General features: G+C 47.6%; 23 protein-coding genes. 3 read left to right on the top strand and 20 right to left on the bottom strand.

The features are described 5' to 3' along the window. Positions 1-2 precede the first annotated feature (2 nt). The 18 genes from atpD to rpmH form a co-directional block, all read right to left on the bottom strand. Positions 3-1,382 (bottom strand): F0F1 ATP synthase subunit beta, encoded by a 1,380-nt coding sequence (gene atpD / locus IV91_RS0105810; RefSeq protein ID WP_031596771.1) that lies wholly within the window; start codon positions 1,380-1,382, stop codon positions 3-5. Positions 1,383-1,420: 38 nt separating this feature from the next. Next, complete coding sequence (gene atpG / locus IV91_RS0105805; RefSeq protein WP_031596769.1) at positions 1,421-2,296, bottom strand: F0F1 ATP synthase subunit gamma; 876 nt, start codon at positions 2,294-2,296, stop codon at positions 1,421-1,423. A gap of 22 nt (positions 2,297-2,318) precedes the next feature. Further along, positions 2,319-3,860 (bottom strand): F0F1 ATP synthase subunit alpha, encoded by a 1,542-nt coding sequence (gene atpA / locus IV91_RS0105800; RefSeq protein WP_031596767.1) that lies wholly within the window; start codon positions 3,858-3,860, stop codon positions 2,319-2,321. 49 nt (positions 3,861-3,909) lie between these two features. Further along, complete coding sequence (locus IV91_RS0105795) at positions 3,910-4,446, bottom strand: F0F1 ATP synthase subunit delta (RefSeq protein WP_031596766.1); 537 nt, start codon at positions 4,444-4,446, stop codon at positions 3,910-3,912. A gap of 10 nt (positions 4,447-4,456) precedes the next feature. Continuing rightward, positions 4,457-4,927, bottom strand: coding sequence for a F0F1 ATP synthase subunit B (locus IV91_RS0105790; protein WP_031596764.1), 471 nt, complete (start codon positions 4,925-4,927; stop codon positions 4,457-4,459). Between the two features lie 27 nt (positions 4,928-4,954). Beyond that, entirely contained in the window at positions 4,955-5,221 is a 267-nt protein-coding gene (gene atpE, locus IV91_RS0105785) for a F0F1 ATP synthase subunit C (RefSeq protein ID WP_031596762.1), read from the bottom strand. Between the two features lie 66 nt (positions 5,222-5,287). After that, positions 5,288-6,058 (bottom strand): F0F1 ATP synthase subunit A, encoded by a 771-nt coding sequence (gene atpB, locus IV91_RS0105780; protein ID WP_031596760.1) that lies wholly within the window; start codon positions 6,056-6,058, stop codon positions 5,288-5,290. A 22-nt stretch (positions 6,059-6,080) separates the two neighbouring features. After that, positions 6,081-6,437 carry an ATP synthase subunit I gene (locus tag IV91_RS0105775; RefSeq protein WP_031596759.1) on the bottom strand — a complete coding sequence of 119 codons (357 nt, stop codon included), beginning with the start codon at positions 6,435-6,437 and terminating at the stop codon, positions 6,081-6,083. A gap of 150 nt (positions 6,438-6,587) precedes the next feature. Then, positions 6,588-7,451, bottom strand: a complete 864-nt coding sequence (locus tag IV91_RS0105770; protein WP_031596758.1) for a hypothetical protein — start codon at positions 7,449-7,451, stop codon at positions 6,588-6,590. A 16-nt stretch (positions 7,452-7,467) separates the two neighbouring features. After that, positions 7,468-8,343, bottom strand: a complete 876-nt coding sequence (locus tag IV91_RS0105765; RefSeq protein WP_031596757.1) for a ParB/RepB/Spo0J family partition protein — start codon at positions 8,341-8,343, stop codon at positions 7,468-7,470. A gap of 16 nt (positions 8,344-8,359) precedes the next feature. Next, complete coding sequence (locus tag IV91_RS17135) at positions 8,360-9,157, bottom strand: ParA family protein (protein WP_062187694.1); 798 nt, start codon at positions 9,155-9,157, stop codon at positions 8,360-8,362. Then, the gene (rsmG, locus tag IV91_RS0105755) at positions 9,157-9,807 is read right to left on the bottom strand and encodes a 16S rRNA (guanine(527)-N(7))-methyltransferase RsmG (protein WP_051862163.1); all 651 of its coding nucleotides are present in this window, start codon (positions 9,805-9,807) and stop codon (positions 9,157-9,159) included. The genes IV91_RS17135 and rsmG overlap by 1 nt, the downstream gene beginning before the upstream one ends. Beyond that, positions 9,800-11,686, bottom strand: a complete 1,887-nt coding sequence (mnmG, locus tag IV91_RS0105750) for a tRNA uridine-5-carboxymethylaminomethyl(34) synthesis enzyme MnmG (protein ID WP_031596753.1) — start codon at positions 11,684-11,686, stop codon at positions 9,800-9,802. Before mnmG ends, rsmG begins: the two co-directional genes overlap by 8 nt. A gap of 67 nt (positions 11,687-11,753) precedes the next feature. Further along, complete coding sequence (gene mnmE, locus IV91_RS0105745) at positions 11,754-13,121, bottom strand: tRNA uridine-5-carboxymethylaminomethyl(34) synthesis GTPase MnmE (RefSeq protein WP_031596752.1); 1,368 nt, start codon at positions 13,119-13,121, stop codon at positions 11,754-11,756. Then, on the bottom strand, positions 13,105-14,763 hold the full coding sequence (gene yidC / locus IV91_RS0105740) for a membrane protein insertase YidC (protein WP_031596751.1): 1,659 nt from the start codon (positions 14,761-14,763) through the stop codon (positions 13,105-13,107). Before yidC ends, mnmE begins: the two co-directional genes overlap by 17 nt. A 7-nt stretch (positions 14,764-14,770) precedes the next feature. Continuing rightward, entirely contained in the window at positions 14,771-14,980 is a 210-nt protein-coding gene (yidD, locus tag IV91_RS17130; RefSeq protein WP_082783122.1) for a membrane protein insertion efficiency factor YidD, read from the bottom strand. Next, the gene (gene rnpA, locus IV91_RS19685) at positions 14,932-15,354 is read right to left on the bottom strand and encodes a ribonuclease P protein component (protein ID WP_160171528.1); all 423 of its coding nucleotides are present in this window, start codon (positions 15,352-15,354) and stop codon (positions 14,932-14,934) included. Before rnpA ends, yidD begins: the two co-directional genes overlap by 49 nt. Next, positions 15,323-15,457 carry a 50S ribosomal protein L34 gene (gene rpmH, locus IV91_RS17120; RefSeq protein WP_082783124.1) on the bottom strand — a complete coding sequence of 45 codons (135 nt, stop codon included), beginning with the start codon at positions 15,455-15,457 and terminating at the stop codon, positions 15,323-15,325. Before rpmH ends, rnpA begins: the two co-directional genes overlap by 32 nt. On the opposite strand from rpmH, the gene dnaA reads away from it, so the two are divergent. The 3 genes from dnaA (at position 15,410) to gyrB (ending at position 20,788) form a co-directional block, all read left to right on the top strand. Continuing rightward, positions 15,410-16,999 (top strand): chromosomal replication initiator protein DnaA, encoded by a 1,590-nt coding sequence (dnaA, locus tag IV91_RS0105725; RefSeq protein ID WP_233418398.1) that lies wholly within the window; start codon positions 15,410-15,412, stop codon positions 16,997-16,999. The two genes, rpmH and dnaA, sit on opposite strands and share 48 nt — an antisense overlap. Positions 17,000-17,216: 217 nt before the next feature. Then, positions 17,217-18,326, top strand: coding sequence for a DNA polymerase III subunit beta (gene dnaN / locus IV91_RS0105720; RefSeq protein ID WP_031596745.1), 1,110 nt, complete (start codon positions 17,217-17,219; stop codon positions 18,324-18,326). Positions 18,327-18,367: 41 nt separating this feature from the next. After that, positions 18,368-20,788 (top strand): DNA topoisomerase (ATP-hydrolyzing) subunit B, encoded by a 2,421-nt coding sequence (gene gyrB, locus IV91_RS0105715; protein ID WP_031596744.1) that lies wholly within the window; start codon positions 18,368-18,370, stop codon positions 20,786-20,788. A gap of 4 nt (positions 20,789-20,792) precedes the next feature. Here gyrB and IV91_RS0105710 read toward each other — a convergent pair whose 3' ends face one another. After that, positions 20,793-21,629 carry a glycosyltransferase family 2 protein gene (locus IV91_RS0105710; protein WP_031596743.1) on the bottom strand — a complete coding sequence of 279 codons (837 nt, stop codon included), beginning with the start codon at positions 21,627-21,629 and terminating at the stop codon, positions 20,793-20,795. A gap of 5 nt (positions 21,630-21,634) precedes the next feature. Beyond that, the gene (topA, locus tag IV91_RS0105705; protein ID WP_051862156.1) at positions 21,635-24,277 is read right to left on the bottom strand and encodes a type I DNA topoisomerase; all 2,643 of its coding nucleotides are present in this window, start codon (positions 24,275-24,277) and stop codon (positions 21,635-21,637) included.

Raw genomic sequence — 24,277 nt, 5'->3', positions numbered from 1 at the left:
TCTTATTGCATCGATTTGGCTTTTTCAATGGCTTCGTCGATTCCACCCACCATGTAGAAGGCCTGTTCGGGCAAATTGTCGTAATCGCCGTTGACGATGCCCTTGAAACCCTTGATGGTTTCTGCCAAAGATACGTATTTACCCGGTGCTCCGGTGAAGACTTCAGCCACATGGAAGGGTTGTGAAAGAAAGCGCTGAATCTTGCGCGCCCGCGCCACCACCAACTTGTCTTCCGGGGACAGTTCATCCATGCCCAGAATGGCAATGATGTCACGTAATTCCTTATATCGTTGCAAGGTTGATTGTACCGAGCGAGCAACGTTGTAATGCTCTTCTCCCACCACCAGAGGGTCCAATTGACGAGATGTGGAATCCAACGGATCCACAGCCGGATAGATCCCCAGGGAAGCAATATCCCGCGACAAAACCACGGTGGAATCCAGGTGCAAAAAGGTCGTTGCTGGCGATGGATCCGTCAAGTCATCCGCAGGCACATACACGGCCTGAACCGAAGTGATGGAACCGGTTTTGGTCGAGGTGATTCGTTCCTGCAGGCGCCCCATTTCTTCCGCCAAGGTGGGTTGATAGCCCACCGCTGAGGGCATCCGACCCAACAAGGCCGACACTTCCGTTCCTGCCAGAGTAAAGCGATAGATGTTGTCCACGAACAGCAATACGTCCCGTCCTTCATCACGGAAGTATTCAGCCATGGTCAAACCTGTCAATGCAACGCGCAAGCGGTTACCTGGTGGCTCATTCATCTGACCATATACCAGTGCGACCTTGTCGAGAACGTTAGAATCCTTCATTTCATGGTAAAAGTCATTCCCTTCCCGGGTCCGCTCCCCTACGCCGGCGAAGACTGAATAGCCGCCGTGTGCTTTAGCAATATTGTTGATCAACTCCATCATGTTCACGGTTTTACCCACACCGGCACCACCGAACAAACCGACCTTACCCCCTTTGGCAAAGGGACAGATCAGATCAATCACTTTGATTCCTGTCTCCAGCAATTCTTGGCTTGGCGACAATTCTTCATAACTGGGAGCCTTCCGGTGAATTGAAGCAGTGGTTTCAGCTTCCACAGGACCGGCTTCATCAATGGGACGACCCAATACATCCATAATTCGACCCAGAGTTTTGGGTCCAACCGGAACCGAAATCGGTTTGCCCGTATTGCTGACCATCATGCCCCGACGCAAGCCATCCGAAGACCCCAAGGCAATCGTCCGAACTACGCCATCACCGAGTTGTTGTTGGACTTCCAGCGTCAACTCGCTTCCTTCCATGGTAAGCGCATTATAGATGCCGGGCATTTGGTCGCGGGGAAATTCAACATCGATCACCGCCCCGATACACTGGACAATTTTTCCTTGGTTCATTTGCGAGTCCTAATGATGAGTACTATTAATTAATAGGGTCAAACGGCGGCCGCGCCACCGACGATTTCCGACAGTTCCTTGGTAATGGCGGCCTGACGGGACTTGTTATAAATCAATTGCAATTCACTGATGACCGTGCCTGCATTATCAGAAGCCGCTTTCATGGCCACCATCCGGGCACTTTGCTCGGAGGCGATGTTCTCGGCCACGGCTTGATAGACCAATGCTTCCACATAACGCATGAGCAACTCATCGATCACCGACTGAGGATCGGGTTCATAAAGATAATCCCAAGCCGCCGCTTCCTGACGTGTTTCATCGCCAATCTTTTCCTGCGGCAGGGGCAAAATCCGTTCCACAACGGTCTGTTGTTTCATGGTATTGACGAAACGGTTGTAGGCCAGATATACCGCATCCACTTCGCCCGCCACATACTGATCCAGCAGAACTTTAAGGGGACCAATCAATCTTTCCAGATGGGGCATGTCACCCAACTGAACGGCATGAGCAACAACCGGAACGGAAATTCGATTCAGAAAACCTAGTCCCTTGTTACCCAAGGCAACAGCACGAATTTTTGCACCATCCAGTTCCCACTGTTTCATGGAATTAACCATGTGACGTAATAGATTGGAGTTTAATCCCCCGCATAACCCTTTGTCGGAGGTTACCAGTACGACGCCCACGTTTTTAATATTTTCCCGGGTTACCAGGAAGGGATGTTTGTATTCGGCATGGGCTTGTGCCAGATGGGAAGCTACCTTACGAATTTTTTCACCGTAAGGACGGGCTGCCCGCATGCGCTCCTGTGCTTTGCGCATTTTACTGGCAGCCACCATTTCCATGGCCTTGGTGATCTTGCGCGTATTTTGTACGCTTTTGATCTTTATCCGGATTTCTTTTGATCCCGCCATGATTCAGTACTCCTTGTCCCGCTCAATACACGCCGGTTTTCTTGAAATCTTCGATCGCTGCTTCCAGGGCTTGCTCGTTATCTTTATCAAGGTCGTTGGTCGCCGCTATCTTTTCCATAATAGCGGGATACTTGCTCTTCAGGAAAGCGATCAAACTGGATTCAAAAGCCAGAGCGCGTTTGACTTCCACCGTATCAAAATGCCCTTTGTTGACGGTATGCAAAGTTACGGCCATTTCAGCCACCGACAAGGTTGCATATTGAGCCTGTTTCATCAATTCCGTTACCATGCGCCCCCGTTCGAGTTGCTTGCGGGTCGTATCATCCAGGTCGGATGCAAACTGAGCGAATGCAGCAAGTTCGCGATACTGCGCCAATGCCAGACGAATCCCGCCTCCCAACTTTTTGATCACCTTGGTTTGTGCTGCCCCCCCCACCCGAGACACGGAAATACCTGCATTGATAGCGGGACGAATCCCGGCATTAAACAAATCCGTTTCCAGAAAGATCTGACCATCGGTGATGGAAATCACGTTGGTGGGTACAAAGGCAGTCACGTCTCCTGCCTGGGTTTCAATGATCGGCAGTGCAGTCAATGATCCGGTCTTGCCTTTAACCTCGCCCTTGGTCATCCGTTCCACATAGTCCGGATTGACCCGTGCTGCTCTTTCCAGCAATCGAGAGTGAAGATAAAAAACATCCCCTGGATAAGCTTCACGACCTGGAGGCCGGCGCAACAGCAGAGAGATTTGACGATAGGCCCAAGCTTGTTTGGTCAGATCATCATAAATAATCAGCGCATCTTCGCCGCGATCGCGAAAATATTCACCCATGGAACATCCGGAATAGGGGGCTATGAATTGCATGGCCGCTGACTCTGAAGCCGTCGCAGCCACCACGATGGTGTATGCCATCGCACCGTGCTCTTCCAGTTTACGCACTACGTTGACCACGGACGAGGCTTTCTGCCCTATGGCCACATAAATGCAGGTCATGTTCTGACCTTTTTGATTGATGATGGTGTCGATGGCCACAGCTGTTTTTCCAGTTTGGCGGTCACCAATGATCAATTCCCGTTGCCCACGGCCCACGGGCACCATGGAATCGATGGATTTTAATCCGGTTTGGACGGGTTGCGTCACTGATTGACGCTCGATGACACCTGGTGCAATTTTTTCAATGGGGGAAGTGGCTTTGGCTTCAATTGCCCCTTTTCCATCGATCGGTTTACCCAGAGCATCCACCACCCGGCCAATCAATTCAGGACCGACGGGAACTTCCAGAATGCGTCCCGTACAGGTGACGGTATTCCCTTCGCTAATGTGCGCATATTCTCCCAGTATTACCGCCCCCACAGAATCTCGCTCAAGGTTCAAGGCAAGACCATAGGTATTTTGCGGAAAGGCCAACATCTCCCCCTGCATCACATCATTCAGACCATGGATCCGAACGATTCCGTCTGTGACAGATACGACCGTGCCCTGTGTATGGGCTTCGGCAGTGATGGGAAGATTCTGGATCTTCGCCTTGATCAATTCGCTGATTTCGGATGGATTCAACTGCATGCTCTCGATCTCCTGATGGGAATGCCGCACCTGCGGCACCCTTCTTAACTTAATGTTTTAGGGCTACCGCCATCTGTTCCAAACGGGCGCGCACCGAACCATCGATCACGCGGTCACCTATGGTGATAGAGATTCCTCCCAAAAGGGCAGAATCTACGACCACATGAACTCTGACTTCTTTGCCAAGGCGTTTCTCAAGGCGGATCATCAGTTGCTGTACCTGTCCTTCATTCAACGGATAGGCAGAAGTAATCTGTGCATCCAGTATCCCTTCATGCTCATGACGCAATCCTTCATATTGCCGAGCAATGGCAGGCAAGGCGCCCAATCGATGATTTTCAGCCAGGATAATCAGCATATTTTGAGCTTCACTATCCAGCGGTGTCCCGCTCAGACCAAGAATGAATTGGACCAATTGCTCTCGAGTCAGTCGTGGATCACTGATCACGCCAGCAAACTGTTCATTCTCGACCAGCGAAGTCAACCAGGCCAGATGCTCGCTCCATTGGGCGGCCTTCCCGGTTTCCTGAGCGCGACGGAACAGGGCTTCTGCGTAAGGTCGTGCGATGGTGGTAATTTCAGCCATGGCGCTTCCCTTACAGTTCTGCCTGAATGGCAGTTAACAAGTCAGCGTGGGCCTGCACGTTGATTTCGCGCCGCAGAATTTTCTCAGCTCCGGACACGGCGAGGTCTGCCACGCGGTCACGCAAAGAATCCCGTGCACGCATGACTTCCTGTTCCACCTCTGCCTGCGCCTGCGCCTTGACGCGATTTGCCTCAATCACAGCCGCATCGTGCGCCTGTTGCACGATGATCTGCGCTTGCTTCTCTGACAGAGCAATGATTTCTGAGGCTCTGGCCTTTGCCTCATTCAAAGCATCTTGAGAACGAAGTTCCGCCTTGGCATAATCCTGTCTTCCGCGCTCGGCGGCTTCCAGACCCTCTGAGATTCTCTTGGACCGCTCATCCAGTGCAGCCACCACCGGTGGCCACACGAACTTCATCGTGAACCAGATCAGAATGGCAAATGTGATGGCCTGACCAAACAATGTGGCATTAATATTCATGCCTGTACTCCCTTTGAATTGTCCGAATTAACCTTTCAACATCGGAACAAAGGGGTTGGCGAAAAGCAGGAACAGGCCGATACCCACACCGATCATGGTCACAGCATCCAACAAGCCAGCCACGATGAACATCTTGACCTGCAAGGTCGGAATCATTTCCGGCTGACGAGCGGCTCCTTCCAGAAAACGTCCGCCCAAAATACCGAAGCCAATAGCGGTTCCCAGTGCACCACAGCCAATCAGAATGGATACAGCGATAGCGGTGCTGCCGAGCAGGGATGCGAGGTGTTCCATGTTATCTCCTTGAATGAATCTACTAAAATGACTGCAGTGAATAAAAAAGTACTACTAAATTAATGACTAATGACTTTCATGGGCCATGCTAAGGTAAATGATGGTCAGTATCATGAAAATAAACGCTTGCAGTGTAATGATCAAAATATGAAAAATAGCCCAGGGAGCACCCAGTACCCATTGAAGGTAGGGCGGCAAAAGAGCGATCAGGATAAAGACCATCTCACCGGCATACATATTTCCAAATAACCGCAAAGCCAAGGATACGGGCTTGGCCAAATCTTCAATGAGCCGAAACAGTAAATTGAACGGGGCCAATTTAGCGCCGAAGGGCACTGTAAATACCTCGCGCATGAATCCACCGCACTTCTTTATTTTGAAGTTATAGTAAAGAATCAAAAAAAACACGGTAATGGACATTGCAAATGTCAGATTTGGATCCGTGGTTGGTACAGCTTTCCAATGTCCTACCCCCACTGAACTCATCAACAGGGAAACCAGATCCACGGGCAAAAGATCCATGGCATTGAGACAAAAAACCCAAACAAAGATGGTTAATGCCAACGGTCCCACGATTCCACTTTCACCATGAAAAGTGTCTCTGACCTGGGTTTGAACCATTTCCAGAAGGATTTCCACCGCAGCCTGTGTTCGCCCCGGAACCCCCGAAGTGGCCTTTCGGGCCACTGAAGCCATAAAACCAAATACGATCAACCCAAGCACGGCAGAAGTCACCAGGGTATCAATATCGAAGGACCAAAATCCTTTGCCAATGACCAGATTGGTTAAATGGTGATGTATATACTCACTCGAGGAAGGTGCAGCACTTTCGGTCATGACGGTCTGAACACTCTGTAAATTATTTTTCCCACAACAAGGCCGTAAAGTAAACGGTCAGTGTGGCCATGTAACCCAATAAAAACTCAAGCCAGTGCAAGGAGGAATAACTTTTGGCGACTGCAACCATCAGTATTACGGTCGTCATGAATTTAATACGCTCCCCCGCATATTGTGCGCGAACCAACTCCTCCGCCGTTTTCCCTTTCACAAGGGATGCACGAATTGCATAGGCTAAACTTGCGATCGCACCAATACTGCCCCCCAATCCACCCGAAATTGCAGCTCCCTCCCCCCAACTGATACCGCAACCCAATGCAAAAACCAGAGACACCATGAGTTGTATGAGGATAAACTTACGAATTTTCGGATGTATCATGCGGTTCACGGCAAACAGCGGGATTATAAAGGGACTCTTTGATTATTGTCAATGTCTGTGTTTTCTACTGATTTCTGTATGGTTCCTTGAAACCAACTTTTCTTTTAGGGCACTTGACAAATAACCCCGTCATTTCGTGAAATCATAAAGTTACGGGTGTTGTCCAGTGGTTTCCGTTATTTTGTTTCTCAATACTTCCTTGGTTAAATAGGTATTAAGAGATGAAATCAGCTCCTTTTCAGCCAGATGCAAACTGGCTTTTAACTGGACTTCCTTGTTGTTTTTTTCGTCCTTGTTCATGTTTTTTAACTCCTCTGGATTATCTGTGATGAATGAGTTATCTTTCCAGATTGTTTGCTGGTCGGTTAACGTTACCAACTCACCCTCCAAAGTCACAGGAGCATATGTTTTTCCCATATACCAATTCATGCCATTCCAGGCCAGGTACTCCTGACCAAACCCCGCCATTGCAACGGCAAGGCCACTCCAGGTGAGGTACTCACGCCCCATTTCCTCCACGGTAACAGCAAGGCCTAGCCAAGGGTTTTTGGTTGCAGAACTGACAACAACTCCTTGTACGATGCTTTCTATTAATACGGAGCCAAAAAATATTTTTTTCCACCGATCATTTAAGTTTCCATAACTACTCAAGGTAATGGATAAATATAAAGAATTTGGATTATTTGGTAGTTTTCTCAGATCCTGGCAGGATGACAACTTCTTGATATCCAGGTAAGGTGATTTGACTATATTCTTATTCAAATAATCGTTAATAACTCCAAGTGATACTTTTTGATCTTCTTCAAACTTTTTTTTATTTATCTCTTTGGTAAATGTTTTATCCAATATACTCATTTGTGCCGTCGACTCAATGCAATAATAGACCAAAGCAATATCTTTCTGCTTCATAGTCAACGGATCGTGAACGGATACGGTTGAACAACCTGAAAAAATCAGTGAAACGATTGCTATGATGATAAATTTACTGCGCACAACGAGTTCCTTGGAATCCATCGTTTTGTGCTTGTCGCTATTCCTTGTCTAAACCGAAACGCAAGAGAATTCCATCCAATTGGTCCAGGTTAGTAAATTTTATAGTCACGCTACCTTGTCCTTTTGAACCGGATTTTAACAAGACCTGCGTACCAAAATGATCCGCCAGACTTTCTTCCAATTTGAGAATGTCACGGGACCGTTCCAATACTTCAGGCGTCTTATTTACTGAAATCGGATTTTGAAGTTTCTTGACGCGCTGTTCTGTCTGTCGCACAGACAATTGTTTGTCCACAACTTCTAAAGCCATCTCTTTTTGAAGTAATTCTGGTAGAGAAATCATGGCCCGAGCATGCCCCATTTCAATCATCCCTTCCATCAGAAGAGATTGAACATTTTCGGATAGCTGCAATAATCTAAGAAGGTTAGTTACCGCACTGCGGGACCGTCCCACGGCCTGAGCTGCACCTTCATGTGTCATTCCGAATTCGTCAATCAATCGCTCAAGCCCCTGCGCTTCTTCCAAGGGATTGAGATTTTCTCGCTGTATGTTTTCAATCAACCCTACGGCCAGCGCGGTTTCGTCCGGAATATTTCGAATCATGACCGGAATTTCGGTCAAACCCGCTATTCTAGACGCCCGCCAGCGCCGCTCACCTGCGATAATTTCGTAGGTTCCGGTGGCCATGGCACGTACAAGAATCGGCTGAAGTAACCCCTGGTTTTTAATAGACTGCGCCAACTCCTCCAGGGAAGTTGCATCCATCTTTGTTCTGGGTTGATATTTTCCTGGTTGTAATTGATCAATATCAATAAAGATCAACCGATCATTTTTATTTTGTTCATCCCTTTCTCCCCGGTCTTCACCCAGCAAAGCATCGAGCCCACGCCCCAATCCTTTGATTTTTTTCATTTTTACCTCTTTATTTTCATCTGAGTGAAGTTGTTTCACGTGAAACCGAGCCATCAAAACGTTCCATTATTTCTTTAGCCAACTCCAAATAAGCAATTGCTCCCTTTGAAGCAGGATCATAGTGAATTGCAGGCTTTCCATGACTGGGTGCCTCAGCCAATCGGACATTCCGTGGTATGGCCGTACGATATATTTTTCCTGCAAAATGCCTTTCTAACTGAGCAGAAACCTGCTGAGCCAAAGCGCTTCGTGGATCAAGCATAGTGCGCAATAGCCCTTCAATGGCGATTCCCGGATTAAGGTGCGAGCGGACTCTTCGAATAGTTTGAAGAAGATCTGTCAGGCCCTCAAGAGCATAGTACTCACATTGCATCGGTATGATTAGTCGCCAAGTAGCCGTCAACCCATTGAGTGTCAGCAAATTTAGTGCTGGAGGGCAATCAATCAAAACAATATCATAATTCGAACTGACATTTGCCAAACTATTTTTTAGACGAAATTCCCGGTTTTCCACATCAACCAGTTCAATTTCTGCCCCTGCCAACGCTCGATTAGCCGGTAATACATCATAGCCCGCAGTAGGAGAACGATGAATGGCTGAATCGATAGATTGCTCCTGGGTTAAAACTTGATAAACTGTATTTTTTAATAAATTCTTATCTAAGCCACTGCCTGTAGTAGCATTTCCTTGAGGGTCAAGATCCACTAAAAGCACTTTTTGACCAAGGACAGTCAAACTAGCTGCAAGATTGACCACAGTTGTGGTTTTTCCCACCCCTCCTTTCTGATTGGTCACTGCCAATATTTTTCCCATCAAAGTGAAGGGCGCAGATGAATCAAATGACGCTCAGCCTTAAGGCCCGGTATTTGAATGGGAGTAATAGTGGTAGATATTTCGGCGGGTAGGCGATTGATTTCATCATAAGGAATGGCCCCTTTCATGGCAATCCATTCTCCCCCTTTTGCAAGTAAATGGCGGGTCGAACGGACAAATTCAGAAAGGTCAGAGAAAGCACGACAGGTAATGACATTGTATAATTTGTCCGGCTTGCTTTGTTCAACTCGTTCCCCTATGACCTCGAGATTGAACAGCCCTAATTCGATTTTAGCTTGTTTCAAAAAGGCAACTTTCTTTTGATTAGATTCCATCAAGGTAATGGATAAATCAGGACGGATCAGTGCCACAGGAATCCCAGGAAATCCCCCGCCAGACCCCACATCCAATAATAATTCCGAATCCTTTATAAAGGGGACCAGTGTCCAACTATCCATTAAATGGAGAGTTAACATTCGATTTCTTTGACGAATGGCTGTTAAATTTATAGCGCCATTCCATTTTTCCAACAGATCCAAATATTGTATAGCTTGTTCAAGACTTTGTTCAGATGCTGAAAGATGTAATGATTCCAGACCAGTGCGCAGGATCTGTGCTTCTTCAGTAGTGAGGCGGTCATATTCAAACATGATGAGTTCGTTTTACATGAACCATAAGCAAGGAAATAGCTGCAGGGGTAATTCCGGGTATTCGACTGGCTTGTCCTATCGTGGTTGGACAATGTTGCTGCAATTTTTCTCGAACCTCATGTGATAAGCCCAAGACTTGAAAATAATTCAAGTCCTGAGATAACCTGGTTTCTTCTTGCGTCCGTTGCCGTTCTACTTCCAATTTTTGGCGCTCTATATAACCGCTGTATTTTACCTGAACTTCTACTTGTTTTCTAATGACCTTTATTTTTTCCGAATTTGGCTCCGGGAGGACATCAAGAAGATCAAGTTGTTCATAGCTGACCTCCGGTCGTCTGAGCAATTCAAGGTGGGTCGCTTCCTTATCTGGATAGTTAGGACCAAATATAGTGGTCAGTTCATTAATTGAATGGTTTTCAGGATGAAATCGAACTTTTCCGATACGCTGAGTTTCTTTCTCGATCATATTCTTTTTTTCTGAAAACTCAGACCATTGATTTTCAGAAATCAACCCAAATTTATAGGCATGCTCAGAAAGCCTTAAATCAGCATTATCTTCCCGTAATTGCAAGCGATATTCTGCTCGACTGGTAAACATTCGGTAAGGCTCAGTAACACCCCGAGTCACCAAGTCATCCACCATCACACCCAGGTAAGCTTCATGACGAAGTGGAGCCCAACCGTCCATGCCACGAGCGGCAAGAGAGGCATTGAGACCCGCAAGCAATCCTTGTGCTGCGGCTTCTTCATAACCCGTGGTCCCATTGATCTGACCAGCAAGAAACAATCCCTGTAATGATTTAGATTCCAATGTGGGAAGCAAGCCTCGAGGATCAAGATAATCATACTCGATGGCATAACCTGGTCTCATTAAGTGCGCTTTTTCAAGCCCAGGAATCGAGTGTACCAAGGCTAACTGAACATCAAAAGGTAAACTGGTAGAAATGCCATTAGGATATACTTCATGGGTCGTCAAACCCTCTGGCTCTAAATAGATTTGGTGTGAGGATTTATCTCCAAAGCGATGTATCTTATCTTCAATGGAAGGACAATAACGCGGCCCAATACCTTCGATCACCCCTGTGTAAAGTGGAGATCGGTCTAGGCCCTGCCGAATAATTTCATGAGTAATTTCGGTGGTGTGGGTAATCCAGCAAGATACTTGAGGAGGGAAATTTTCTTCCGCCGTCCAAAAAGAAAACTTTGGTTTTGGTTTATCCCCAGGTTGGACCAATGTTTTTGAATAGTCGATGCTTCTTCCATCGATTCGTGGGGGTGTTCCTGTTTTCAGGCGTCCAACAGGCAGCGATAATTCTCTCAATTGTTCTGCCAAAGGAACAGCTGGAGCATCTCCAGCCCTCCCCCCAGGACTTTTATTCAACCCGATATGCATCAATCCTGCCAAAAATGTCCCCGTCGTCAGGACCACTGATTGGGCAGAAAACCATACCCCTAATTGAGTCTCAACACCCACCACACGGTTACCGACTATCTTGAGTGCAGTGACGGCTTGCTGAAAAATAATCAGGTTCGGTTGGTTTTCCAGGCACGAACGAATATGCTGACGATAAAGTTGCCGATCGATTTGAGCACGGGTCGCCCGAACAGCAGGGCCTTTACTCCCATTCAATATTCTAAACTGAATGCCTGCAACATCTGCAGCCAGCCCCATAACGCCCCCTAAGGCATCAATTTCCTTTACCAAATGTCCCTTACCAATCCCACCAATAGAAGGATTACAAGACATCTGCCCCAAGGTCTCAATATTGTGTGTCAGCAAAAGTGTTGTCATACCAGAACGAGCAGAGGCTAAGGCCGCTTCGGTTCCTGCATGCCCCCCCCCCACCACAACGACTGCAAATTCTTGAGGATATTTCACCTATTGTCCATCCCTTATATCCATTGCCCCATGTGTTTCACGTGAAACACATGGAATCGACCAACCATTACTTACCGATACAAAACCTTGAAAAAATTTCTCCCAACAAATCATCCGCCGCAAATTCCTTTCCTGAAATTTGTGCCAACTTAAGTTGAGCCTGACGCAATTCTTCAGCAATAAACTCTGATTCAAAGGTCATCAAAGCCTCTCGCAGGTGACCCAAGGCTTGTACCAAAGTTGCAATATGACGTTCGCGCGCCAGCAATAGTGGTGCGTCAGAATTATGATTGATATCCATAACTGACAACATCTTTATCTTCAGCACCTCCAACCCATCCCCCGTCTGTGCAGACACAGGGATAACTGGCAACAATCCTACAATGGAATGGATCAATTCAGAAACCACATCGTGTTCTGAAGACAGCAGATCAATTTTATTCGCAACAATCAATTTTGGCTGATGAGGAAGTAACCGCCCAATCAAGGAACGATCATCTTCCGTCACCCCTTTACGAACATCAACTACAATCAGAGCCAAATCTGACTTGTTCACCGCAGACCAAGTACGCTCAATCCCTGCACGTTCGACGAAATCCTCGGTTTTCCTAATACCAGCGGTATCCACCAGATGTATCGGTATGCCCTGCAAAACCATGTGACCACGAATCAAATCCCGTGTGGTTCCTGGGATGGGTGTAACCAAGGCATGGTCTTCTTCAGTCAGCGCGTTGAGCAAACTTGACTTCCCCACATTGGGAGAACCAATCAAAACAATATTTTTACCTTCACGCAATAATGCTCCTTGCCTTGAATTTTCCACCAAACGAGTCAACCGTTCCAGAATATGGTTCAAGGAAGAACGAAAAGAAACTTCATGAAAAACCGGAATTTCCTCATCGGTAAAATCAAAATCACTTTCCAGTCGTACCCTAAGCGTTGTGAGATCGGAAACCAGAGTGTGAATAACCTCAGAAAACCTTCCGGATAAAGCCAGAGCAGCCGAACGCGCCGCTTGGGAAGAATCCGCATGGATCAAATCAGCCACGGCTTCGGCTTGGTTAAGATCTATTTTATTATTGAGGTAAGCCCTTAGGGTAAATTCTCCCGGATTGGCTAATCTTGCTCCCCACTGAAGACAGTGCACTTGTAATTCTTGAAGAACCACTGGACTACCATGGGCGTGCAACTCAACGACATCTTCTCCGGTGTAGGAATGAGGCGCCGGAAAATACAGAATGAGGCCATGATCAATGACCTCTCCCAAACGATTATAAAATGAACGTAGAGAGGCTTGACGCGCTGCAGGATAACCTTTTCCAGTCAAAGACCTGACCAATCCCTCCATGGATCGGCCAGAAATACGCAACACCCCGATTCCAGAGGGAATCGGGGCAGTTGCTTGAGCAACGATAATGTCAGGACTTGACTCCATCACCCATCATACGGGTAATCTGCCATTGCTGGGCAATAGACAAGAGATTATTGACAACCCAGTAAAGTACCAAACCAGCAGGAAAGAAAAAGAACATGAAACTAAAGGCTAGGGGCATGAACTGCATTACCTTTGCTTGTACGGGATCTGCCGGCTTGGGACTCATACGCTGTTGCAAAAACATGGAAGCCGTCATGATCAGCGGAAGAATATAAAACGGGTCAGGGGCTGACAAATCATGAATCCATGCAAAGAAAGGCGCATGTCGCAATTCCACTGCCCCCAGCAATACCCAATAAAGAGATATAAAAACAGGGATCTGTACCACCATGGGCAAACACCCGCCCAATGGGTTTATTTTCTCGGTTTTATACAACTCCATCATGGCCTGATTCATACGCCCCTTATCATCCGCATACTGTTGCCGGATCCTTTCCATTTTTGGCTGAACCACGCGCATTTTAGCCATGGATTTGTAACTTGCCGCAGAAAGTGGGAAAAAAGCTAATTTAATAGTCACCGTCAGTAAAATGATGGCCACTCCCCAATTTCCTACCAAACCATGAATCCAGGATAGAAATTGAAACATGGGCATGGCGATGATGGTCAGCCAACCATAGTCAATGGTCAAATCCAGACCAGGTGCGAGGGACTTGAGTTTCGCTCCCTCCTGAGGTCCCGCATAAAGAGGAACGGATACATCAGCGCTTCCTTGTGGCTGAATTGTTCCCATGGGAAGAATAACCCCAGCGGTGTACAAGTCATTACCAACCTTACGTGTAAAGAATTCGCGCGGAACACCGCTGGGTGGTAGCCAGGCAGAGACGAAATAATGTTGAAGCATGGCAAGCCAGCCATCATTGGCATTAACAGGATAATCCTTCTTTCCTTTTTCAATATCGGAAAAAGAAATTTTTTGGAATTTTGTGGCTTGAGTATAAACCGCAGGTCCTGTGTAGGTGCTGACAAAACGAGGATCACCGGGGGGCGCCTTGGAAACCCGTAAAAACTGAAAGTAAGCTGAGGGAGACAGGGGAGTCGAGGATAGATTTTTTACCCTGGTTTCAACACCAATGACATAACTTCCTCGTTTGAAGTGATAAATTTTTGTCACAGAAACCAAACCCGGAACTTCGGTGGTCAGAGGCACTGAAATATCTTCCTCACCAGGTTCCAGAGAATAATTCGTCACTGCGGACTGGTAAACCGAAGTATGGTTCGGCAGATGATCTCCCAGCAAACCACTCTGGGCAACATAGATCAAATTTGAATGATCCTCGAATAAGTCTACGGGACGATGTTCATTTTCAGCAGAGAGATGATGGTTCAATTTCAAACTGCGCAAGTCTGCGCCCACCGTATCAATATCTGCATCAAACAGATCGGTATGAACTAAAATTCTCTGGCCATGAGTCAAATCCGAAGTTCCGACCACCGCACCTGACGATGAAACTGCGGGGGCAGCAGGAACAGAATTTGGGGAAGAGGACGTTCCAGAAGTTGCTCCAATGGGGGCATTAGACGCAGAAATGGAACTCATCCCAGCCACCGGATTTTTTCCTTGTGAGACTTGCCAAGCGTCCCATAGCATAAAACTGGATAGAGTAAAGATGATCAAAGGGATGATTCGTTGCAGTTTCATAGGACTCTCACGGAACGGGATCGTATCCCCCGGGATTCCAGGGGTGACATTTGCACAAACGTTTTGCCGCCAAGCCGATACCATGCACAGACCCATGCCGAAGAATGGCATCGTGAGCGTATTGAGAGCAAGTGGGATAAAAACGACAAGAACGGCCCAGAAAAGGGCTTAAGCAGAGTTGATACGAGCGGATGAGGAACTGTAAGAATCGCGACATTTATGACTGAAATCCGTCAAGCATTCCAATTCCCCATAAAGGTAGGTTCGATCTTCATGGGTAAAGATTTTTCTATGAACCAAAACCACATCAAGACCACTCAATTGCGTTAAATGCTTTCTCACCCATTCGCGGCAAAATCGTCTCATATAATTTCGACCGACTGCACGCCGACATATTTTACGACCCACGACTTGACCAAAGCGCAAATCCTCACTTCCGTTAGGTTTGACAAGTATCCTAAAGTGGTGAGTCGAGCGAGTGATTCTCAGGGAAAAAACTGCCTCAAAATCAGCCCGCCCCGAAAGGGTGATCAACCGAATGATTTTTTTAAAACCAAGTTCAAACAGCCAAGCGAGTACGACCCTGCGCACGACGTGCTCTGATAATTGCACGGCCTCCGCGAGTCTTCATTCGCACGAGAAAACCATGAGTGCGCTTTCGTTTGGTAACCGATGGTTGATAAGTACGTTTCATGGCATTTTCCTAGACTTCACTAATGAACCCATGATTACACCTCAAAACATAGGGTTATGTCAAGAAAAAAATATCCACATGCACCCTTATCTAACGGTGAATAACTTCGTTTGGACTGGGGTAGAATGTAGGGTAAACAATCGTTTTCACCCTACCCTCCTGCTCGTAAGGTACCCCCATACTGTGTCTATTTCCCCGGCTTCAGAACGATGGCAACAAACTCTGCTGAATCTTCAAGCAGAATACACAGAATCCCAATTTAACACTTGGATAAAACCTCTCTCAGAGGTAATCGAAAATAACCAGGTTATCCTGATTGCCCCCAATCGCTTCATCCTGCAGTGGGTCAAGGAACGTTATTTTCAACGTATCGACGAACTGGCTCGAGAGCAAGGCTTAGACTCCGTGATTTTGCAACAGAAGGAGAATAGCACGATTCTCCCTGAGAATACTTCACCTCCTCCCGACACACATTCACAAGACACGCTGGCTAGAACAGTACTTCAACCCAATCCAGCAGAACGCTCTCAACTCAATCGAACCTTCAACTTTGATAATTTTGTCAGTGGAAAAGCTAACCAGTTGGCTCGTGCTGCAGCGCTTCAGGTCGCAGAAAATCCAGGTAAAGCCTATAACCCCCTCTTCGTTTATGGAGGCGTAGGTCTTGGAAAAACGCACTTAATTCAAGCGATTGGGAATAATATTCTGGAACGGAATCCACAAGCCAAGGTTCGATATATCCATTCAGAAAAGTATGTCTCTGATGTGGTCCGTGCCTATCAACATAAATCCTTTGACAGTTTCAAACAGTATTACCACACCCTGGATCTGTTGATGATTGACGATATCCAGTTCTTTGGGAACAAAACTCGAACACAAGAAGAATTTTTCTTCGCATTCAATGCATTAGTTGAATCACACCGACAAATAATCATCACTTGCGACAGTTTTCCAAAAGAAATATCGGGCATGGAACCTCGGCTCATTTCGCGTTTTGGCTGGGGGCTGACTGTTGCCATAGAACCGCCTGAACTGGAGATGAGGGTAGCCATTCTGATCAGTAAAGCACAAAAGGAATCCATCATCCTTGAGGAATCCGTCGCTTTTTTCATCGCCAAGCACATTCGCTCAAATGTACGAGAACTGGAAGGAGCCTTGAAACGCGTGGTCGCCTATGCACGTTTTCGGAATGAATCCATCAGCGTCATTTCTGCACGAGAAGCCCTAAAAGATGTTTTGGCACTGCAACATCGGCAAATTTCCATTGAAAACATTCAAAAAACCGTTGCAGACTACTACAAGATCAAAGTCAGTGACATGTTTTCTAAAAAACGCACCCGTAATCTTGCACGACCTCGACAAATGGCGATGGCCCTGGCCAAGGAAATTACCAGTCTCAGTCTGCCTGACATCGGCGAGTCCTTTGGAGGACGAGACCACACCACAGTGCTCCATGCCTGTAGAAAAATCCAGGAACTCTGCGGCAGCGATCAAACAACCCAACGCGATTTCGAAGCTTTGAACAGTATTCTTAATGGATAACCCGGAATAAGTACGGTATAACCCAGGGAAAAACTGAGGGTAATTTGTGGATAACTTATTTTTTTCTTAAATTTCTTGAGTTATCCACAAAGCAATTCAATAAAAAAATGGTTTATCAACATCCTTTGAAACACTTCATCTATATGTTTTTTATTGTTATTAGTGAGTTTTCCCGATATTTTGCCTACTCTTATCATTAACTATTAAAGAGAGATATATGACAACTATAGTAATAGTAAGAGAAAACCTTCTTACGATTTTGCAACCCTTGCTCAGCATTGTTGAGCGACGCCAAACCATGGCAATTTTGAATAATGTCCTGATGGATACCTTCGAGAACCAATTACAGGTTCATGGAACCGATTTGGAAATTCAGGTGAAAACCCGTTCTCCTGCGGAACAGATCAGTGAACCCGGTTCTATTCTGGTTTCTGCTCGAAAACTGCATGACATCGTGCGCAGTCTTCCTGAAAACAGTCTTCTGACGCTGGATCAACGTGCGGGTAAAATGGTGATTCGCTCAGGGAAAAGTCGGTTCAACCTGTTAACTCAGGAGGGAGTGGTTTTTCCCAGCATGGCTCGTGCACAGGATGAAGGAAAACGCATTATCCTGACCCAAAAACTCCTCAAAAGCCTTCTGGAACGAGTACAATATGCCGTGGCTCAGCAGGATGTTCGTTTTTATTTGAATGGAACTTATCTGGCTATTGAGGATAACCAGGTCACTGCGGTAGCTACTGATGGTCATCGAATGGCTTACACAACCCATCAGATGGATCAGTCCTTTGACAAAGTTGAAGCCATCCTGCCACGGAGGTCAGTCAGTGAATTGATCAAGTTGTTGCAACCCAATGATGAACCTGTAGAGTTGATTTTTCATTCCACTCAGGTGGAATTCAGGTTTTCTCAAACCGAATTTCTTACCAAAGTCATTGAAGGAAAGTATCCTGATTATCAAAGGGTTATACCGACGACGCACTATCGGCATTTCACCATTTCTCGACTTTCCTTGTTGCAGGGCTTGCAACGTGCTTCCATTCTGTCCAACGACAAGGTGCGGGGGGTACGGTTCCTGCTCACTCAGGGAAATTTGGCCATCATTTGTTCCAACAGTGAACAGGAAGAGGCCCATGAAGAACTTGAAGTGGAATATTCCCAGGAGCCTTTGGATATAGGTTTTAATATCAATTACTTATTGGAAGTACTCCAACATTTGAGCGTGGATCAGGTAACCTGCTCTTTCGGAGAAACGGGAAGCAGTATGTTGATCACACTTCCTTCTGCAGAACTCCAGTTTAAATATGTTGTTATGCCCATGAGAATTTGAACCTTTTCAATTTTTCGACCTACGACTGCAGGAAAATATACGTGGAACAGAATACTCAGGAAAAAAATCAATACACTTCTGAAAATATCAAGGTGCTCAAGGGGTTAGAGGCCGTTCGCAAACGTCCTGGAATGTATATCGGGGATACGAGCGACGGAACCGGTCTTCACCATATGGTATTTGAAGTTTTGGATAATGCCATCGATGAGGCATTGGCCGGTCATTGTGACGAAATCCAGGTGATCATTCACATGGACAATTCCATTACGGTCACAGATAACGGGCGGGGGATTCCCACAGATATTCATCCTGAAGAAGGGCGTTCCGCGGCTGAGGTCATCATGACGGTGCTGCATGCCGGTGGAAAGTTCGACAGCAACAGTTACAAAATCTCTGGCGGTTTGCACGGAGTGGGTGTATCGGTTGTCAATGCGTTATCCACCTGGTTGAAATTGACCATTTTTCGAGATGGAAAACGCCATTTCATGGAATTTAGGGGAGGTGATCCGGTGTCTCCTCTAGCGACGGTGGGTGACTCCCCGAAACGTGGAACAGAGATTCACTTTCTTCCCAGCCCGCTGACTTTTGGGGTCATAGAATTTCATTACGACATATTGGCGCGCCGTTTGCGCGAACTTTCGTTCCTCAATAACGGAGTCTCCATTTTTTTGAAGGATCTGCGCCATGGTCAAGAAGAAAACTTCTCCTTCAGCGGCGGCGTAAGGGGTTTTGTCGAGTATCTGAATCGTACCCGAACTGTGCTTCATCCCACCGTATTCCATTCAGTGGGTGAAAAAGAAGGCATCAGCGTGGAAGTGGCCATGCAATGGAATGAATCCTATCAGGAAAATGTACTCTGTTTTACCAACAACATTCCTCAGAGAGATGGTGGGACCCATTTGACCGCACTGCGGGCGGCTATGACCCGCACCCTCAATCAGTTCATCGAGGAGAACGAACTGGCACGCAAGGCCAAGGTGGAAACCACAGGCGATGATATGCGCGAAGGGCTGACCTGTGTCTTGTCCGTCAAGGTACCTGATCCAAAATTTTCGTCTCAAACCAAGGAAAAACTGGTTTCTTCGGAAGTGCGCCCTGCAGTTGAAGAGGTAGTGTCGGAGCAAATGCGTAGTTTTCTTCTTGAAAAACCAGCAGAAGCACGCATTATTGTGGGAAAGATCATCGATGCTGCGCGCGCTCGGGAAGCCGCTCGAAAAGCCAGGGAATTGACACGGCGCAAGGGAGCACTGGACGGTCTTGGACTGCCTGGGAAACTTGCGGATTGCCAGGAAAAGGACCCGGCACAATGTGAAATTTACCTGGTGGAAGGGGACTCTGCCGGGGGCTCTGCCAAACAGGGAAGAGATCGACGTTTTCAGGCCATTCTTCCCCTCAAGGGAAAAATTTTGAATGTGGAGCGGGCACGCTTCGACAAATTGGTGTCCTCTCAGGAAATTGTGACGTTGATCACTGCGTTGGGAACAGGAATCGGAAAAGACGAATATTCTCCTGAAAAAGTGCGCTATCACCGCATCATCATCATGACCGATGCGGACGTGGATGGATCCCACATTCGTACCCTGCTGCTGACTTTTTTCTATCGTCAGATGCGCGAGTTGGTGGAACGCGGGCATATTTACATTGCCCAGCCGCCGTTGTACAAGGTCAAACAGGGAAAAACGGAACAATATTTGAAAGATGACCATGAATTGAATCAATACCTCCTTGGATTGGCTCTGCAAGGCTCTGAGATCCGTTCTGGCGAATGCGTGGTCAGTACCGAAGCATTGGGTAGCATCGCACGGGAATACCTTCTGGCGGAGGCTGTCATCCGGCGTCTTGGGCGGGTCATTCCCAAGGAGGTTCTGGAAGCCCTTCTCGAGGTTCCTGAAGTGACGTTGGAAACGGAGCAGGAAGCAGAAGGTGTCGCCCAACGCCTGAACGATATCCTCTCGGTGCGTCAGGAAGGAGAAAGTCATGGGGCGATCACGCTCCAGCACGAGGTGGACGATCTAACGGGTAATTTCCGTCTACGTATCTTGAAGACAGATCACGGAGTCGTTCATGCATCCTTCATGGATTCCGAGTTTCTGACTTCCGGAGATTATGAAAGAATCAAAGCGGTGGCTCATCTGTTTCAAGGATTGGTCAAAGCGGGTGCGATGGTTCGGCGTGGGGAAAAAGGAATGGCCATCAAAAGTTTTCCGGAAGCCCTTCGCTGGCTTTTGGATGAAGCCCGGCGAGGAATTTCCTTGCAACGCTACAAAGGGCTGGGCGAGATGAACCCGGACCAGTTATGGGAAACCACGATGAATCCGGAATCCCGCCGCTTGCTCCGGGTTCAGATCGAGGATGCCATTCGAGCCGATGAAATCTTTACCACTCTCATGGGAGATGAGGTGGAACCGCGCCGACAATTTATCGAAAATAATGCGCTGGGAGTTACCAATATCGATATTTGAGGGGTCAACCCAAGGATTTCAGCCAACTTCTTGCCCGGTCCAGAAAATACCTCGGACTGGGTGAGGGTTCAGGAAGGCGCGGTGTGATGGCGGGTAACCCACGACGCAAAAAATGACGGTCAAAAGTGGATTGGGTCACTCCCCATTTTTTGAGAAACTGTCTGCGCCCATCGTTTTTTTTGACTTTTCCCGTTGAGCGGGACATGAAGTGATATACCCGGGCGGTTCCGACTCCAAGGAAGATACGGCAACCGGCTTGCCACATTTTCATGGAAAAATCATTATCGCTGCTCATTCCAGGGGAAAATTCCAGGCTATATCCCCCTACTTTTTTCCACCAATTTCGATGAACAACCGTTGGAGGCCACGTTGCCCCGTACCAATCCGGAATCACGAGTTGGGGAAGATCCCGAATAAGATCCTGAGCGCGAAAGGATTCCGGATCTCGACCGTAATCTGCCACGATGGCACAGGCATTACCGGAAGCCACCGGTTCGATCATGGTCCCGGAAATCATGAAGGCCTCGGTATTCAGTGACTGAATGCGGTTTTGAAGTTCCACATCCCACTGGGGCAGACAAACCATATCATCGTTCAGGTAGACCAGATAGGGATAGTTTGCCAATTCCGCAATCTGGTTGATGGCCTGACAAATTCCGATGTTTTCTGTGGAATGGGTATGAGCAATGCCCTGCTCTTGAACCCATTCCAAGGTTCCATCCCTGCCCTCGTTGATATGCAGGATCACCTCATAGGGAAACCGGGTGTATTTTTCCAGATAAGACAGGCACTGTTTCAATAATGCCAGATTGTTCCATGTGGGAATGAGCACCGACCACATGAAAACTACACCGGGGTTTTACGGGGAGAGGATTTACGCATGCGAGTTCCACGGGGGTTCCCGGGTCCCTGGGATGAGGGAGAAGAAGAACGTGGTTTTTTGTTGCCAGGTGCAACTTTGCTCGGTCGTGGAGTGGCTTTTGAGGGAATAGTCAGAACATTCCCATTGACGGGGGGGGGTTCTGGTTTGTCCGGGGCGTTGGCCAATTTGGCCGCAATCAGATCCAGAGCATCATCCAGGGTCAATTGATCCACCGCCATATCTGCTGGAACGGTCACGTTCAGTTTTCCATGTTTGACGTAGGGGCCATATTTTCCCGTGAAGAGTTCAATGGGTTGATGATCCTTGGGATGTTCGCCTAGAGTGCGCAATAATCCTCCAGAAGTAGCAGCCCGGGCCGGAGATTTTGGTTCGGCCAATATAGCAGTGGCACGTTCCAGAGTAATCTCGAATAGTGAATCGGTTTTCGGGATGGAACGAAAATCTGTATCATTCTGAATGTAAGGACCAAAACGGCCTATATTGACGATCACGGGTTTCTCGGTGACGGGATGAATGCCCAGGGTACGAGGTAATTGAATGAGTTTTAGCGCAATGTCCGGGGTGACCTGAGCAGGCAGTAAACCTTTGGGAAGTGAAACCCGTTTGGGTTTTTTCCCTGCTTCTCCAGATTCTCCCAATTGTACGTAGGGTCCATAAGGACCATTCATCAGCAAGATGGGTCGTTGGGACTCTGGATCCATGCCTACGGAAGTCGGTGCCTCAAGGGAAGGGGTTCCTTCACGATTTCGAGTGAAATCGCAGTCGGGATAGCCACTACAGCCCACAAACTTTCCTCGTTTTCCTAGACGTACGGTGAGCGGTTTGCCACATTTCGGACAAACTTCCTCCAAGAGTTCCTGCGTGATTTCTGCCCGGGATACGGAAGATTTTTCTTCCAATTGAGCAGAAAAATCTTTCCAGAATTGATCCAGTACAGGAATCCAATCCAACTGTCCTTCAGAGATTTGATCCAGTTGATCCTCGAGACGGGCCGTGAAATCATAGTCCACATAGCGCGCAAAATGTTCGGTCAGAAAGCGATTGACCACTTCTCCCACGTCCGTGGGCATGAAACGCTTTTTATCGAGGGTGACATATTCGCGCTGGATCAAGGTGCTGATGATGCTGGCGTAGGTGGAAGGACGGCCAATCCCGAATTCCTCCAACGCTTTGACCAAACTGGCTTCTGTGTACCGTGGGGGGGGTTGGGTGTGATGCTGTTCTCCCCATAAGCGTTCCACGGGCAGCATTTCTCCTTCCTCGAGGGGGGGAAGACGACGATCGGTTTCATCGCCTTCTGTGTGTGCAGCGGGAGCTTCATCCACATCTTCACGATAAACCACGATGAATCCGGCAAAGGTCATGGTTTGCCCCGTGGCTCGAAACAGGGCCTGAGTGCCGACGGAAATATCCACACTGACCGTATCGAACTGAGCGGAGGTCATCTGACTGGCCACCGTGCGTTTCCAGATCATTTCATAGAGACGGAATTGATCGGGCGCAAGATATTCGCGCAGGCTTTCCGGAGTGCGTGCGATGGAGGTGGGGCGAATGGCCTCATGGGCCTCTTGGGCATTTTTGCTTTTGTTGGCGTAGAAAACCGGTTTCCCAGGCAAAAATTCCGCCGCAAAATTTGTTTGGATGTGGTTTCGAATATCTGTGAGTGCTTCCTGGGAAAGTTGTACCGAATCGGTTCTCATGTAAGAGATCAAACCAACGGCCCCGCTCCCGATATCAATCCCTTCGTACAGTTGCTGTGCCATTTTCATGGTGCGGTCGGTGGTGAAGCCCAACTTGCGCACTGATTCCTGTTGCAGGGTCGAGGTAGTGAAAGGGGCGGCCGGATGACGTTGTCGTTGTTTCCGCTCCACAGTGCGGACCTGAGCTGGCTGATCTTTTAAAGATTCCAGCCAGGAAAGTTGCTGGTCTTCAGAGGTGATGCTGAGCGTCTGCAATTTTTCTCCCGCCCATTGCACCAGACGTGCCTGAAATGGCTGCGCTTCTTTGCGGCTTTCCAGATGAAGGGTCCAGTATTCTTCCTGACGAAAGGCGGTGATTTGTTGCTCGCGTTCCACGATCAGGCGTAGAGCTGGACTTTGTACCCGTCCTGCCGACAATCCACGGCGAATTTTTTTCCACAATAAGGGAGAAAGGTTGAAGCCTACCAGGTAGTCCAGAGCGCGGCGGGCTTGCTGTGCATTAACCAGAGGCAGTGACAGGGCGCGAGGATGAGCCACCGCTTCCTGAATGGCCTTTTGAGTGATTTCATAAAAGACGACCCGTTCGAAAGGTTTTCCTTCCAACTGAGGCTGAAGAATTTCCACCAGATGCCAGGCAATGGCTTCTCCTTCGCGATCCGGGTCAGTGGCCAGGAAAATATGATCTGCCGACTTGACTGCCCGAAGAATGGCATCCACATGTTTTTTATTTCGTTCAACCAACTGATATTTCATGTAAAAATTATTATTTGGATCCACCGCGCCGGACTTTGGGATGAGGTCACGCACATGGCCATAGGAGGCGAGGATTTCAAAATCCGGACCCAGATATTTTTTCAGGGTCTTGGCTTTGGAGGGAGATTCAACAATTAGTAGTTTTTTTGACAC

Origin of the sequence: Ferrovum myxofaciens, from assembly GCF_000735045.1 — a bacterium.
GTDB lineage: Bacteria > Pseudomonadota > Gammaproteobacteria > Burkholderiales > Ferrovaceae > Ferrovum > Ferrovum myxofaciens.
The sequence above is the reverse complement of the archived record's forward strand: the minus strand, read 5'-3'. Positions and strand labels throughout refer to the sequence as shown.